The 14,020-nt window shown below is 73.2% G+C and carries 11 protein-coding genes; 3 read left to right on the top strand and 8 right to left on the bottom strand.

What is annotated here, in order from left to right:
* Positions 1 to 3 precede the first annotated feature (3 nt).
* Complete coding sequence (locus RVR_RS18350) at positions 4 to 1,626, top strand: cytochrome P450 family protein (protein WP_237404827.1); 1,623 nt, start codon at positions 4 to 6, stop codon at positions 1,624 to 1,626.
* A 111-nt stretch (positions 1,627 to 1,737) separates the two neighbouring features.
* Here the strand turns inward: RVR_RS18350 and RVR_RS18345 are convergent, their stop codons facing one another.
* From RVR_RS18345 to pdhA, 7 genes are all read right to left on the bottom strand, one after another.
* Positions 1,738 to 3,078 carry an MFS transporter gene (locus tag RVR_RS18345; RefSeq protein ID WP_202234877.1) on the bottom strand — a complete coding sequence of 447 codons (1,341 nt, stop codon included), beginning with the start codon at positions 3,076 to 3,078 and terminating at the stop codon, positions 1,738 to 1,740.
* A complete protein-coding gene (locus RVR_RS18340; RefSeq protein WP_202234876.1) occupies positions 3,075 to 3,719 on the bottom strand; it encodes a GntR family transcriptional regulator in 645 nt (214 codons plus the stop codon). The genes RVR_RS18345 and RVR_RS18340 overlap by 4 nt, the downstream gene beginning before the upstream one ends.
* A 202-nt stretch (positions 3,720 to 3,921) precedes the next feature.
* A complete protein-coding gene (locus tag RVR_RS18335; RefSeq protein WP_202234875.1) occupies positions 3,922 to 4,662 on the bottom strand; it encodes an MHYT domain-containing protein in 741 nt (246 codons plus the stop codon).
* Positions 4,663 to 4,894: 232 nt separating this feature from the next.
* Positions 4,895 to 5,089 carry a hypothetical protein gene (locus tag RVR_RS18330; protein WP_202234874.1) on the bottom strand — a complete coding sequence of 65 codons (195 nt, stop codon included), beginning with the start codon at positions 5,087 to 5,089 and terminating at the stop codon, positions 4,895 to 4,897.
* A 155-nt stretch (positions 5,090 to 5,244) separates the two neighbouring features.
* Positions 5,245 to 6,687 carry a dihydrolipoamide acetyltransferase family protein gene (locus RVR_RS18325; RefSeq protein ID WP_202238756.1) on the bottom strand — a complete coding sequence of 481 codons (1,443 nt, stop codon included), beginning with the start codon at positions 6,685 to 6,687 and terminating at the stop codon, positions 5,245 to 5,247.
* 19 nt (positions 6,688 to 6,706) lie between these two features.
* Complete coding sequence (locus RVR_RS18320; RefSeq protein ID WP_202234873.1) at positions 6,707 to 7,681, bottom strand: alpha-ketoacid dehydrogenase subunit beta; 975 nt, start codon at positions 7,679 to 7,681, stop codon at positions 6,707 to 6,709.
* Between the two features lies 1 nt (position 7,682).
* On the bottom strand, positions 7,683 to 8,849 hold the full coding sequence (gene pdhA / locus RVR_RS18315) for a pyruvate dehydrogenase (acetyl-transferring) E1 component subunit alpha (RefSeq protein ID WP_202234872.1): 1,167 nt from the start codon (positions 8,847 to 8,849) through the stop codon (positions 7,683 to 7,685).
* A 417-nt stretch (positions 8,850 to 9,266) separates the two neighbouring features.
* Between pdhA and RVR_RS18310 the strand changes: the two genes are divergently transcribed.
* Positions 9,267 to 10,283, top strand: coding sequence for a phosphotransferase (locus RVR_RS18310; RefSeq protein ID WP_202238755.1), 1,017 nt, complete (start codon positions 9,267 to 9,269; stop codon positions 10,281 to 10,283).
* Between the two features lie 127 nt (positions 10,284 to 10,410).
* Here RVR_RS18310 and RVR_RS18305 read toward each other — a convergent pair whose 3' ends face one another.
* Positions 10,411 to 12,036 (bottom strand): protein kinase domain-containing protein, encoded by a 1,626-nt coding sequence (locus RVR_RS18305; RefSeq protein WP_202234871.1) that lies wholly within the window; start codon positions 12,034 to 12,036, stop codon positions 10,411 to 10,413.
* Between the two features lie 262 nt (positions 12,037 to 12,298).
* On the opposite strand from RVR_RS18305, the gene RVR_RS18300 reads away from it, so the two are divergent.
* Positions 12,299 to 14,002: a Stk1 family PASTA domain-containing Ser/Thr kinase gene (locus tag RVR_RS18300; protein ID WP_202234870.1), complete on the top strand. Its 1,704-nt coding sequence runs from the start codon at positions 12,299 to 12,301 to the stop codon at positions 14,000 to 14,002.
* Positions 14,003 to 14,020: the final 18 nt, after the last annotated feature.

Here is a 14,020-nt window from a genome sequence, read left to right as displayed (position 1 = left end):
AACATGACATCGTCACAGGAGCGGGAGGAGCCGCAGGCGCGGCGCGGCCGGGCGGACGAGGTGGTGCCGCCGCGCGGGCTCGCGCCGGAGGGCCGCGTGCCGCACGTGGGCGCCGCCGCGCGCCAGCGGCTCGCGGAGATACCGGGGCCGCAGCCGGTGCCGCCGTGGGGCCCGGCCGCGGCGCAGGTGGAGGCGGCGGGGGCGCCGCAGGCACGGGGCGCGGGACCGGGCGCCGGGAGGGCGCCGGGGCCGGCCGACCCGGGGCAGCCGACGGGGCCGGCGGGCCCGGTCCAGGGGCAGGTGCAAGGGCAGGGGCAGGGGCAGGGACAGGGTCCGGCGTGGGACCGGGCGTCCGCACACCGGCAGGTCGCCCGCGTGCCGCAACCGCCGTCGCCCGCCTTCGACCACGCCGACCCGGGGGCGTACTACCGGGCGCTGCGCGAGGCGTACGGGCCGGTCGCGCCGGTGCTGCTGGACGGCGGGGTGCCCGCGTGGCTCGTGCTCGGCTACCACGAGGTCCAGTTCGTGGCGGGGAACCCGGAGCTCTTCGGGCGGGACCCGCGCCGCTGGCACGCGTGGGACCGGGTGCCGACCGGCTGGCCGCTGCTGCCGCACGTGGCGCACACCCCGTCCGTCCGCTTCACCGAGGGCGAGGAGCACGTGCGGCGCGCGGGCGCGGTCGCGGACGTGCTCGGCGAGGTGGACCCCTACGAGCTGCGGCAGCGCGCCGAACGGGCCGCGGACGCCGCGGTGGACGCGTTCGCGGGCGCCGGCCGGGCGGAGCTGGTGGCGCAGTACGCCGAGCAGGTGCCGCTGCACGTCATGGCCGGGCTGTTCGGGCTGCACCCGGACGAGACGGCGGCGCTGGAGCGGGACCTGGCGGGCCAGTACGGCTACGGCACCGCGGCGGCCGAGCCGCCGCACCCGGCCTGCCCGGCGCACCCGGGCGGGACCGCGCCGGGGCCGGCCGCCTCGGCCGCGCGGCTGCGGGCGATGCTGGAGGCGGTGCTCGCCCGGGCGCGGCGGTCCCCGGCGCCCGGTGCCGACATCCCGTCCCGGCTGCTGGCACACCCGGCGGGCCTCACCGACGAGGAGGTCGTGCAGGACCTGCTCACGATCATGGCGGCCGGGCGGCGGCCCACCGCGGACTGGATCGGGAACACGCTGCGCCTGCTGCTCACCGACGAGCGGTTCGCGCTCACGCTGTCGGGCGGGCGGCGGAGCATCGCGCAGGCGCTGGCGGAGGTGCTGTGGAGCGATCCGCCCGTGCAGAACGTGATCGGGCGGTGGGCCACCCGCGACACCCGGCTCGGCGGGCGGTACGTACGGCGCGGCGACTGCCTCGTGCTGGGGCTGGCCGCCGCGAACGCGGACCCGCGGGTGCGCCCGGCGCTGCCCGGCGGGGCGGTGGGCAACCACGCGCACCTCTCCTTCAGCCACGGCGCCCACCGGTGTCCGGCGCCCGCGCCCCAACTGGCGGAGGTGGTGGCGACCACGGCGCTGGAGATCCTGCTCGACCGCATCCCCGACCTGGTGCCGGCACTGGCCGCCGACGAACTTCCGTGGCGGCCCTCGCTCTGGCAGCGCGGGCCGGCCGCGCTGCCGGTCACCTTCACGCCGTTGTAGGGGCCCGCCTTCCGGGGTGCCCGGGCGCGGAGCCGCGGGACCTGACGGCCCGGGGCGGCCGGTCGCGCCGTTCCCCGCTCCCCCGGGCGGGTACGGCGCGCGTGTGCCGGCTCAGTCCGCGGCGGGACGGTGCGGGAGCCCGGGGGGTCCCGCCGACGCGTGGCTGCGGTGGACGCTCTCCACGCGGCTGACCGCGACCCGCTCGCGTTCGAGCCGGGCGGTGCGCCGCCGCAGCCGCAGGATCTGCACGGTCCCGACGAACTGGAGCACGAACACGCTGCTCCAGGCCACCCGGTAGTCGTCGCCGGTGGCGTCCAGCAGCAGGCCGATCGCGAGGAGGGTCACCATGGAAGCGGTGAACCCCCCGATGTTGACGATCCCGGACGCCGTGCCGAAGCGCTCCGGCGGGTTCGCCGGCCGCGCGAAGTCGAACCCGATCATGGAGCCGGGCCCGCACGCCCCGAGCACCACGCACAGCACGACGAGCAGCCAGAGCGGATCACGGCCGCCCGGCCACGCCAGGACCGCCGCCCAGGCGGCCGCGGTCGCGCCCACGACCCCGAGCGTCAGCGGCATCCTGGCGCCGTGGTGCCGCGCGATGAGCTGCCCGAAGACCATGCCGAACACCATGTTCGCCAGGACCACGAGCGTGAGCAGCGACCCCGCGGCGCCGCGCGACATCCCCTGGTCCTCGACGAGGAACGGCATCCCCCACAGCAGCAGGAACACCATCCCGGAGAACTGCGTGGTGAAGTGCGTCCACATGCCGAGCCGGGTGCCGGGCTCCCGCCACGCGTCGGCGATCTGCCGCCGCACGTACGCGGTCCCGACGTGCTCGACGGGGGTGGGGACATGGCCGTCGGGGTGGTCCTGGAGCAGGAGGGCGACCAGGACCAGGACGAACGCGCCGCCGATCGCGGTGCCGAGGAACGTGGGGGTCCAGCCGGCGGAGTGCAGCACCCGCGACAGCGCCACCGTCGACACCAGGTTCCCCGCGACGCCGAAGAGCGCCGCGCCCTGCGCGACCATCGGCCCGCGCCGGGCGGGGAACCACCGCGAGCCGAGCCGCAGCACGCTCACGAAGGTCATCGCGTCGCCGCAGCCGAGCACCGCGCGGGCGGCGAGCGCCGTCCCGTAGGAGTGCGAGAGCGCGAACGCGCCCTGCCCGAGGGTGAACAGGACCGCGCCGAGCATCAGCACCTTCTTGGTGCCGAGCGAGTCGACCATCAGGCCGACGGGTATCTGCATGCCCGCGTAGACCAGCACCTGGAGGATGGAGAACGACGACAGCGCGGAGGCGCCGATGTGGAAGCGGGCGGCGGCGTCGATCCCGGCGACGCCGAGGCTGGTGCGGTGGACGACGGCGACGAGGTAGACGAGGGTGCCCACCCCCCACACCAGGGCGGCCCGGCGGCCGCCCGGCGGGTCCCCCGGCAGGGGCCCCGCCGTCACGACTGGCCCCGGGCCAGCGTGTTGACCCAGGACACGTGCCGGTCCACGACCTGCGCCGCGGTCCGCTCGTCGCCGTCCCGCAGCGCCTGGAGGATCTCGGTGTGCTCGGCGATGTTCTTCGCCACCCGGCTCGGCTGCGCGTGCATCGTCGCCACCCCCATCCGCAACTGCCGGTCCCGCAACTGGTCGTAGAGATGCGCGAGGATGCGGTTGCCCGCCGCGCGGACGATCTCCGCGTGGAAGGTGCGGTCGGCGACGGCGAAGGCGGCCAGGTCGCCGGCGGCGGCGTGCTCGCACTGCTCGGCGAGCGACTCCTCCAACTGCTCGATCAGGCCCGCCGGCACGGCCGGCGCCACCTTGGCGACCGCGTGCTGCTCCACCAGCAGCCGGGTCTCGACCACGTCCGCGATCTCCTGCGCGGAGACCGGCAGCACCAGCGCGCCCTTCTTCGGGTAGAGCTTGAGCAGCCCCTCGGCCTCCAGCTTCAGCAGTGCCTCCCGCACCGGGGTGCGCGACACCCCGACCGCCTCCGCGAGGTCCCCCTCGGTGAGGAGCGTCCCGCCCTCGTAACGGCGGTCCAGCACCCCGCTCTTCACATGCAGGTACACCCGCTCGGCAGCGGGCGGCGCCTTCGTATCCATAATGCGCACATCATAGATACAACAGATGAGCGGACGATAGCCCTTTGATGCCGCACCCCCGCACGACCGCGAGGCGCGCAGGGGTGCGGGGACGTGCAGGGGCGCGGGGACGTGCGGGGGACGCGCGGAGGGCGTGCGGCGGCGCGCCGGAGGACGTGCGGGGACGGGCTCCGCGGATGCGGCGGGATCGGCCGGACGGGCCCTACCGCTGGTCGGCGGCGACGTCGTCGAGGGTGTTCATCAGGACCGCGAACGACACGAGCAGGATGATCAGCGTCAGGCCGACGATGAGCGGCAGCACGAACGCGGACGGCGAGACGCCGCCGACGGAGTCGGAGCCCGAGCCGTCGGTGGTGGCGGTGACGGCCTCCATGCCCGTGTAGTGCATCGCGCTGATCGCGAAGGCCATCACGAGCGCCGCGCCGGTGATGGCCACCCGGCTGCGCACCCGCAGCGTCGCCCACAGCGCCGCGGTGGCCGCCACGACGGCGATGAGGACCGAGAGGGCCACCAATCCGGGGTCGTAGGACAGCGAACCGGGCATCCGGATCGCGCGCATGCCCAGGTAGTGCATTCCCGCCACGCCGAACCCGGCGATCAGGCCGCCGCCGAGCAGGTAGAGCCAGGAGTCGACCCGGCCGGCGACGTACATGCCGACGCCGACGACGACCACCGCGAGCAGCCAGCTCAGCACGGTGACGCCGATCTCGTAGTGCAGGTCCGTGCCGTCCACCTCGTAACCGAGCATCGCCACGAAGTGCATGCCCCAGATCCCGGTGCCCAGGGAAATCGCGCCGGCGGCCAGCCAGCCCTTTCCCCGGGCCAGTCCGACCACATGGAGCCGGCTGGCACAGGACAGTCCGAGAACCGATCCGACAAAGGCGATCAGATATCCGGTGGCCGGATACCACGAGTTGGACCAGAGTTGCGCGTGGTGCGTCATGGCGCACGCCCTCCCACAGAAATTCCCACCCCACGCGACTTCGGCACCGTTCCGACCAGCGTTTTCCGGGTGTGCAATAGAAGCTTTCTATCACCCCGTTGGCCGAAAACAGCCGCCCGGTCCGCAAAAGATATGACGAAGTCCACGCGGCCCGGAGAAGAATCCGCATTGCCGATCTTGAATGGCGGGACCGGAGGGACGCGCGCGCACGCGTGGGAATTCCGGGACACCCTCAGGGATGAATGGTGCCGACCAGGGAGGCGGTGGAGACGAGAGTGGACTGGATGGTGGGGGCCAGGCTGGAGGACGCGAGGCAGAACCCCAGGAGGGTGCAGGTGATGGCGTGGCTCGGCTTGAGGGACCGGTTGCGCATCTGCATCCCGGCGAGCAGGAGGAGCAGCAGGGCGACGGAGACAGAGACGACCATACGGTCGATGGCAGCACAAAACGGGCGGGGAGTGCGGGCGACACGCGCGTGCGGCGGGTCCGGGCGTCCACACGACCGAACCCGCCGCACGAAAGGGTGTTCACCCGGCGACGGCCGCGCCGGCCGTCACGACCGGACGACCGACGCGCCGGCCGTCACGACCAGGTGAGCAGCCGCTTGGGCTGTTCGAGGACCGCCGCCACGTCGCCCAGCACCTTGGAGCCCAGCTCGCCGTCGACCAACCGGTGGTCGAAGGAGAGCGCGAGGGTGGTGACGTGCCGCGCCTTCACCTTGCCCTTGTGCACCCACGGTTGGAGCTTGACCGCGCCGAAGGCGAGGATCGCGGACTCCCCCGGGTTCAGGATCGGGGTGCCGGTGTCCACGCCGAACACGCCGACGTTGGTGATGGTGACGGTGCCACCCTGCATCGCGGCCGGCGAGGTCCTGCCCTCGCGCGCCGTGGCGACCAACTCGCCGAGCGCGGACGCCAGTTCGGGCAGCGTCTTGTCGTGGGCGTCCTTGATGTTGGGCACCACCAGGCCGCGCGGGGTGGCCGCGGCGATGCCCAGGTTGACGTAGGACTTCCGGACGATCTCCTGGTTCGCGTCGTCCCAGGCCGCGTTGATCTCCGGGTTGCGGCGGATCGCGACCAGCAGCGCCCGGGCGACCAGCAGCAGCGGGCTGACCTTGAGCCCCGCGAACGCCGGGTCGGACTTCAGCTCCTGCACCAGCTTCATCGACCGGGTGATGTCGAAGGTCACGAACTCCGTGACGTGGGGCGCGGTGAAGGCGCTCGCGACCATCGCCTGGGCGGTGGCCTTGCGGACGCCCTTGATCGGCACGCGCGTCTCGCGCGCCCCCGACGCGGCGATGCCGGCGGCCTCCTCGGCCTCCGGCAGCGGCAGCCGGGCCGGCGGCGCGGCGGCGGCCCTGATGTCCTCGCGGGTCACCTCGCCGTGCTCCCCGGTGGGCACCACCGTGGCCAGGTCGATGCCCAGTTCCTTGGCGAGCTTGCGCACCGGCGGCTTCGCCAGCGGCCGCTGTGCGCCGGGCACCGGCACCTCGGCGGGCGCGGCCGCCGGCGCGGCGGGCCCGGGCGCCTCGACGGGGGGTGCGGGCACCGCCTGCCCGTTGACCGGCTCGGCCGCCTTCTGCTTGCGCGGCCGCCGGGTGGTGGACGACGGCGCGACGCCGTAGCCGACCAGCACCGCCTTCCGCTCCGGCGCGGGCTGCGCGGCGGGCGGGGGCTCCACCCCGGCCGGTGCAGGCTCCGCCCCGGCCGGGGTGGGCTGCGCACCGGCCGCGTCCGCGGCACCGACGCCGTCGCCGGGCGCGTCGTCCCCGCCCGCGTCCACCACGATGATCGGGGTGCCCACGTCCACCGTGGTGCCCTCGTCGAAGCGGATCTCGCTGACCACCCCGTCGAACGGGATCGGCAGCTCCACCGCCGCCTTCGCCGTCTCGACCTCGCAGATCACCTGCCCGTCGGTGACCGTGTCCCCGACGCCCACGTACCACTTGAGGATCTCCGCCTCGGTCAGGCCCTCGCCGACGTCCGGCATCCTGAACTCGCGAAAGCGCTGCGCCTGTACGGCCATGATCGTCACAACCCTCTCCTCAGTACGCCAGCACGCGGTCGACGGCGTCGAGTACGCGGTCCAGACCGGGCAGGTACTCCTCCTCCAGCCTGGCCGGCGGGTACGGCGCGTGGAACCCGCCCACCCGCAGCACCGGCGCCTCCATGGCGTAGAAGCAGCGCTCGGTGATCCGCGCCGCGATCTCGGCGCCCGAGCCGAAGAAGACCGGGGCCTCGTGCACCACGACCAGCCGTCCGGTCTTCTCCACCGACGCCTGCACGGTGTCGAAGTCGATGGGCGAGATCGAGCGCAGGTCCACCACCTCCACGCTGCGGCCCTCGTTGGCCGCCGCGGCCGCCGCCTCCAGGCACACCTTCACCATCGGACCGTAGGCCACCAGCGTGACGTCGGTGCCCTGCTGGGCCACCGCCGCCTTGTGCAGCCCCGCGGGCACGGCCGAGACGGCCACCTCGCCCTTGTCCCAGTAGCGGCGCTTCGGCTCGAAGAAGATCACCGGGTCGTCGCACTCGATGGCCTGCCGCATCATCCAGTACGCGTCCGAGGCGTTGGACGGCGAGACCACCTTCAGGCCCGCGACGTGCGCGAAGAGCGTCTCGGGCGACTCGCTGTGGTGCTCGACGGCGCCGATGCCGCCGCCGTACGGGATGCGGACGACGATCGGCAGCTTGATCTTGCCGAGCGCCCGGGCGTGCATCTTCGCGAGCTGGGTGATGATCTGGTCGTAGGCCGGGAAGACGAACCCGTCGAACTGGATCTCCACCACCGGGCGGTAGCCGCGCAGCGCCAGGCCGATCGCGGTGCCCACGATGCCGGACTCGGCGAGCGGGGTGTCGATCACCCGGCCCTCGCCGAAGTCCTTGAACAGGCCGTCGGTGATCCGGAAGACGCCGCCGAGCCGGCCGACGTCCTCCCCCATCACCAGGACCTTCGGGTCGTTCTCCAGTGACGTGCGCAGCGACTCGTTGAGCGCCTTCGCGATGGCCATCTGCGTCATGTCAGTGCCCCTTTCCGGAGCCGGCGGCACCGTGGGCCGCCGCGGGAGCGTCCTCGAAGGAGTCCAGGTACGCGGCGAACTGGGCGCGCTCCTCGTCCACCAGCGCGTGCCCGTCGGCGTAGATGTTCTCGAAGATGGCCATGGTGTCCGGGTCGGGCATGCCGCGCACGCCCTCGCGGACCCGCTTCGCCAGCGCGTCGCTCTCCGCCTCCACGCCCGCGTAGAACTCCTCGTCGGCCAGCTCCTGCTTGTCCAGGTAGGTGCGCAGCCGGGCGATCGGGTCCTTCGACTCCCACTCCTCGCGCTCCTCGTCGGCGCGGTAGCGGGTCGGGTCGTCGGTGGTGGTGTGCGCGCCCATCCGGTAGGTGAACGCCTCCACCAGCATCGGGCCCTGCCCGCTGCGGGCGTGCTCCAGGGCCGCCCGGGTGACCGCGAGGACCGCCAGCACGTCGTTGCCGTCCACCCGGACGCCCGGGAAGCCGAAGCCGGCCGCGCGCTGGTAGATCGGCACCCGGGACTGCTTCTCGGTCGGCTCGGAGATCGCCCACTGGTTGTTCTGGCAGAAGAACACCACCGGCGCGTTGTAGACCGCCGCGAAGGTGAAGGACTCCGCCACGTCGCCCTGGCTGGAGGCACCGTCGCCGAAGTAGGCGATCACCGCGGCGTCCGCGCCGTCCTTGGCCACCCCCATCGCGTAGCCGGTCGCGTGCAGCGTCTGCGAGCCGATGACGATGGTGTAGAGGTGGAAGTTGTTCTCGTTCGGGTCCCAGCCGCCGTTGTTGACCCCCCGGAACATGCCCAACAGGTTCAGCGGGTCCACGTCGCGCGTCCAGGCCACGCCGTGCTCGCGGTACGTCGGGAAGATGTAGTCGTCCGGGCGGGTGGCCCGCCCGGAGCCGATCTGGGCGGCCTCCTGGCCGAGCAGCGAGGCCCACAGCCCCAGCTCGCCCTGCCGCTGGAGGGTGATCGCCTCGGCGTCGAACCGCCGGGTCAGCACCATGTCCCGGTACAGGCCACGCAGCTCGTCCGGGGTCAGGTCGATGGAGTACTCGCCGTGCTCGACGCGTTCGCCTTCCGGGGTCAGTAGTTGCACGAGCTCGGGCTCGCCCCCACGGCGCTTCGCGCGGCCGCGGGTACTGCTCCGCGCGGCACTGCTCTTCACGCTCACGTTCGCTCCTCCGTCTGTCCGGCCCCCGGGATCTGCCGGAGAACCAGTGCGGCTGACCAGGTCCGGCGTGGCGCACGGGGTATGTGCGGCATGGCCGAACCAGGCGTGACAACGCCCCGGCGAATGGCCTGCAATGCAGACGTTACCTATAACCGGAAGCCTTCGCGTACACCGAGGGCACACTTTCTGACCTGCGGTTTTGCTTGGATTTCCTAGTAGTCCGCGTTACCGCAGGCCATGACCGGGACACCGGCACCGTATCCCGATCGGGAGGAGTCCGTAAGGGGTGAACGGCCCGGACCGCCATCCGGTTCCGCACGCCGGCGCGAACGCGACCAGCCGGACATAGCAGACGCAAGGGCCCCGCCGCCACTCGCGCGAGCCCGGGCCGCCAGTTGATCTACGCTGAGCCGCGTGATGGGCACGGCACAGCGGCCGCCCGCACTGACCACCCTGCTCCGCCGCTACGACCGTGCGGCGACCCTGCTGACCTGCGAACGCGTTCCGCGCGGGTTACTCAACCGGGGCTGGCGGATCACCACGGGCAGCGGCCGCTTCTTCCTCAAACAGTACGTCGCCGCGGACACCGCGGCCCACTCGGTGATCGCCCGGCAGCACCACGCGACGGGCCGGCTCGCCCGGCTCGGGCTGCCCGCGGCCGCACCGCTGCACGACCGCGACGGCGCGACCGTCACGGAGGTCGGCGGCCACCGGTACGCGCTCTTCCCCTGGGTCGAGGGCCGGCACCGCGAGGGCACCGAACTCTCCCAGGGCCAGTCCCGCCGGCTCGGCACCCTGCTCGGCATGGTGCACACCGGGCTGGCCGGCACCCAACCGCCGCCCCCGGCCGGGCGGCACCCCAGCGCCGACCCCGAGCGCACCCACGAGCAGATCGACCACCTGCTCACCCTGGTGCGCGGGCACCGCCCGTTCGACGCGTTCGACGCGCTCGCCGAGCACCGGCTGCTGGAACGCCGTGCGCTGCTGCGCCGGCACGCGCACCTGCGCCCGCCCGACGCGGACGACCGGGTCAGCGGCTGGGTGCACGGCGACTTCCACCCGCTCAACCTGCTCTACCGCGGCGAGGAGCCCGCCGCGATCATCGACTGGGACCGGCTCGGCGTCCACCCGCGCGCCGAGGAGGCGGTGCGGGCCGCCGTCATCTTCTTCGTCCACCCCGCGGACGGGCGGCTGGACCTCGCGAAGATCCGCGGGTACGCCCGGGCGTACCGGCGGGCCGCCGGCATCGCCGGGACCGAACTGGCCGCCGCCGTGCACCGCGTGTGGTGGGAGCGGCTGAACGACTTCTGGATGCTGCACTGGCGCTACCAGCACCGCGACCGGCGGTCGGACCCCCTCTTCCCGGCGGCGTCCGCGCTGGCGGTGTGGTGGACCGAGGAGTACGCGCGGGTCCGCGACGCCTTCACGGGCTGACGGGGTGCCGCGACGCCTTCACGGGGTGCCGGGCTGCCTTCACGGGCTGACGGGGTGCCGGGCCCCCGCCCGGCCCGGGTGGTGACAAGCCCCCGTCCGGCCCAGGTGTGCCCGGCCCCCGCCCGGCTCAGGTGGTGCCGGACGGGTCCCCGCCGTCGTCCGCGCCGGCGGAGTCACCGCTGCTGGTCCCGGTGGTGCCGCTGCTCGTCCCGGTGCCGCTGGTGTCACCGCTGGAGCTGCCGCCCGTGGGCGGGGTGGTGGGCAGCTTGGTGGGGGCCGTGGTCGGGGTGCTCGGCTTGGTGGTGTGGACGGGCGGCGTGGTGGTGGTCGTGGTGTCGGTGGTCGAGGGCGTGGACGAGGGCTCGTCGCTCGGGGAGTCGCTGGACTCGCCGGACTCGGTCGGCTCCTCGGACACCTGGCCGGAGGAGTCGTCGGACGGCAGGCCCGTGTCGTCGTCCGTCGGCAGGTCGGAGGGCTGCGCGCTGCTCGGCGGCGTGGTGTGGTCGGTGGTGGAGCCGCCGTCGTCGCCTCCGCCCCTGGTCGCGAGGAAGACGCCGAGCGCGATGGCCAGCACCGCGGCGATCACGAAGAGCACCGGCTTGGCCCAGGGGCTCCCGCCCGACGGCGGCCGCTCGCCGTAGCCGTGCACGTCGTCGGCGCCGCCGACCCCGGAGATCCCGCCGAGCAGCGGACCGATCTCGGCGGTGTTGCCGCTCTGCGCCTGCCCGCCGCTCTGGGCGACCACGGTGGGCGCGGTGCCCGTCGGGCGCGGCGTGACCGCGGTGACCGCGCCGGTGTTCCACATGCCGCCGGTCCAGCCGCCCTGCTGCACGAGCGTGTGGTGGGCGTACCCGACCAGCGCGCGCATCTCCTCGGCGTTCTGGAACCGGTCCTCGGGCTGCTTGGCGAGCGAGCGCAGCACCAGGCCGTCGAGCTCCGGCGGCACCCGGTCGCTCATCTGCGACGGGAGCTGCGGCTCGTCCTGCACGTGCTGGTAGACCACGGACAGCGGGGTCTCGCCGACGAAGGGCGGCCGCAGCGTGAGCAGTTCGTACAGCAGGCACCCGGTGGCGTACAGGTCGCTGCGGTGGTCGACGGTCTTGCCGAGCGCCTGCTCCGGGGAGAGGTACTGCGGGGTGCCCATCACCATGCCGGTCTGCGTCATGGTGCTGGCCGCGCCGTGCAGCGCGCGGGCGATGCCGAAGTCCATCACCTTGACCGCGCCCGTGCTGGTGATGATGACGTTCGCGGGCTTGATGTCGCGGTGCACGATGCCGTGCTGGTGGCTGTAGGCCAGCGCGTCCAGCACGCCGGAGACGATCAGCAGCGCCTGGTCGACCGGCGGCGGGGTGGGCCCGGTCAGCAGTTCCTTGATGGTGTGGCCCTCGACCAGCTCCATCACGATGTAGGGGACGGTTCCCGTGCGGGTGACGTCCTCGCCGCTGTCGTAGACCGCGACCACCGCGTGGTGGTTGAGGCCGGCCACCGACTGGGCCTCGCGGGTGAAGCGGGCCCGGGCCACCTGGTCCTCGGCGAGGTCGCTGCGCAGCAGCTTGACGGCGACGGTCCGGCCGAGGCGGACGTCCTCCGCCGCGAAGACCTCGGCCATGCCGCCGCGGCCCAGTCGTCCGGTCAGCCGGTAGCGGCCGTCGCCGATCACGGCTCCGGGGCCCCAGGGACCAGCTGCCTCCGACGCTCCGATGCCGGCGGCCGTCTCGTTCGGGTCGACCATCAGTCCTCGTCGTCCGTCCATGTCGTGCGAGCCATGTGGTGCGAGCCTGTCGTGCGCGCGTCGCTGTTGTCGCTGTTCTGGTGCGCCACCGTACCGCTTTTCGGTTGCGCGATCGGTCCCCGTCCGACTGCCGTACAGAGGTCACCGCATTGTGCGCGGACCATGCGTATCAGGTGACGAGATGGTCAACGAACTTGACGTGCACGTGCGATAAGCGAGACTTGGCGGGCACAGCTCGGGGACTGGCCTGTCCCGGTTCACCTTCATGGGGGTAGCGGTACTGATGAGCGGGGACGCCACACAGGGCGGTTTCACGGGGCGCTCGGTCGGCGGCGGACGGTACGTACTGCGCGATCTGCTCGGGCAGGGCGGGATGGCTTCCGTGCACCTGGCCCATGACACGGTGCTGGACCGGCCGGTGGCCGTCAAGACCCTCCACACGAACCTCGGCACCGAGCAGTCGTTCCGCGAGCGCTTCCGCCGCGAGGCCCAGTCCGTCGCCAAACTCAACCACACCAACATCGTCTCGGTCTTCGATTCCGGCGAGGACACGATCGACGGCCAGGTGGTGCCGTACATCGTGATGGAGTACGTCGAGGGACAGCCGCTCGGCGACGTGCTGGCCGCGGACGTCGCCCGGTTCGGCGCGATGCCCGCGGACAAGGCGCTGAAGGTCACCGGCGACGTGCTGGCCGCGCTCGCGGTCAGCCACGAGATGGGCTTGGTGCACCGGGACATCAAGCCGGGCAACGTGATGGTCACCAAGCGCGGCGTGGTCAAGGTGATGGACTTCGGCATCGCGCGCGCCATGCAGTCCGGCGTGACCTCGATGACGCAGACCGGCATGGTGGTCGGCACCCCGCAGTACCTCTCGCCCGAGCAGGCGCTCGGGCGCGGCGTGGACGAGCGCTCCGACCTGTACTCGGTCGGCTGCATGCTCTTCGAACTCCTCACCGGACGGCTGCCGTTCGACGCGGACTCGCCGCTGGCCATGGCCTACCAGCACGTCCAGGAGACCCCGCCGGTCCCCTCCTCGGTGAACCAGGCGCTGGGCCCGGCCATCGACGCGCTGATCGCGCGCGCCCTGCGCAAGAACCCGGCCGAGCGCTTCCCGACCGCCGACGTGATGCACGACGAGATCGACCGGGTGCTGTCCGCCACGCAGAGCGGCGCCATGCCGGTGATCACCGGCAACCCGATGGGCGGCAACCGCGGCGAGGGCGTCGCCCAGTCGGTCTTCCCGGCCCAGCCCGGGCAGGTGCGGACCCCGCAGCCGCAGGTCCGAACGCCCTACGCGCCGACCCCGCAGCCGCAGGGATACGGTCCGACCTCGCCGCCCCCGTCGGCGTACGGCTACCCGCAGCAGGGCGCGCGGACCCCGCCGCCCACCCCCGCGTACAACCTCGCCCCCGCCCCGGTGCCGCAGCAGCACCCCATGAACGGCCCCGGCGGCCCCGGCGGCGGCATCGGCGCGCCGAACGGCGGCCGCGGCGGCGGCAGGTCGAACACCCCGATGGTGGTGGGCGTGGTGGTGGCCGTGGTCGCCATCGCGGTGATCATCGGCGTGGTCGTCGCCATGACCGGCGGCGGCGACAGTGGCGGCGGCACCACCGCGGACCACACGACCACCCCGGCCGAGCGGACCACCTCCTCGGCGAGCGCCAGCGCCTCCGCGACGGACGACGTGGTCCAGGGCGACCAGACCCGCACCATCGAGACCGACGAGTGCACCGACGCCCACAACGACTTCATCAACCCCGACAAGCCGGACGTCGCCACGATGCCGGACTTCCACACCGACTACGTCGACTCGGTGGTCGCCTGCATGAACGCCGCGGGCTGGAAGTACACCATCAAGCACACCAACGAGCAGTTGTGGGGCAAGGGCTCGGTGACGAGCCAGTCGCCGTCCGCCGACGACGACTACGACCCGAAGACCGACGGGCCGGTCACCATCTGGGTGTCGACGGGCAAGAGCTCGGACTGACCCCGGCGGGCGGCGCCG

Source organism: Streptomyces sp. SN-593, from assembly GCF_016756395.1.
Lineage (GTDB): Bacteria > Actinomycetota > Actinomycetes > Streptomycetales > Streptomycetaceae > Actinacidiphila > Actinacidiphila reveromycinica.
The sequence above is the reverse complement of the archived record's forward strand: the minus strand, read 5'-3'. Positions and strand labels throughout refer to the sequence as shown.

Excerpts from the sequence above, each read along its gene's own strand:
- RVR_RS18320 (WP_202234873.1), bottom strand. The coding sequence starts at position 7,681 with ATGACGCAGATGGCCATCGCGAAGGCGCTCAACGAGTCGCTGCGCACG.
- RVR_RS18340 (WP_202234876.1), bottom strand. The coding sequence starts at position 3,719 with ATGGATACGAAGGCGCCGCCCGCTGCCGAGCGGGTGTACCTGCATGTG.
- RVR_RS18300 (WP_202234870.1), top strand. The coding sequence starts at position 12,299 with ATGAGCGGGGACGCCACACAGGGCGGTTTCACGGGGCGCTCGGTCGGC.
- RVR_RS18310 (WP_202238755.1), top strand. The coding sequence starts at position 9,267 with ATGGGCACGGCACAGCGGCCGCCCGCACTGACCACCCTGCTCCGCCGC.
- RVR_RS18325 (WP_202238756.1), bottom strand. The coding sequence starts at position 6,687 with ATGGCCGTACAGGCGCAGCGCTTTCGCGAGTTCAGGATGCCGGACGTC.
- RVR_RS18350 (WP_237404827.1), top strand. The coding sequence starts at position 4 with ATGACATCGTCACAGGAGCGGGAGGAGCCGCAGGCGCGGCGCGGCCGG.
- RVR_RS18330 (WP_202234874.1), bottom strand. The coding sequence starts at position 5,089 with ATGGTCGTCTCTGTCTCCGTCGCCCTGCTGCTCCTCCTGCTCGCCGGG.
- RVR_RS18335 (WP_202234875.1), bottom strand. The coding sequence starts at position 4,662 with ATGACGCACCACGCGCAACTCTGGTCCAACTCGTGGTATCCGGCCACC.
- RVR_RS18305 (WP_202234871.1), bottom strand. The coding sequence starts at position 12,036 with ATGGACGGACGACGAGGACTGATGGTCGACCCGAACGAGACGGCCGCC.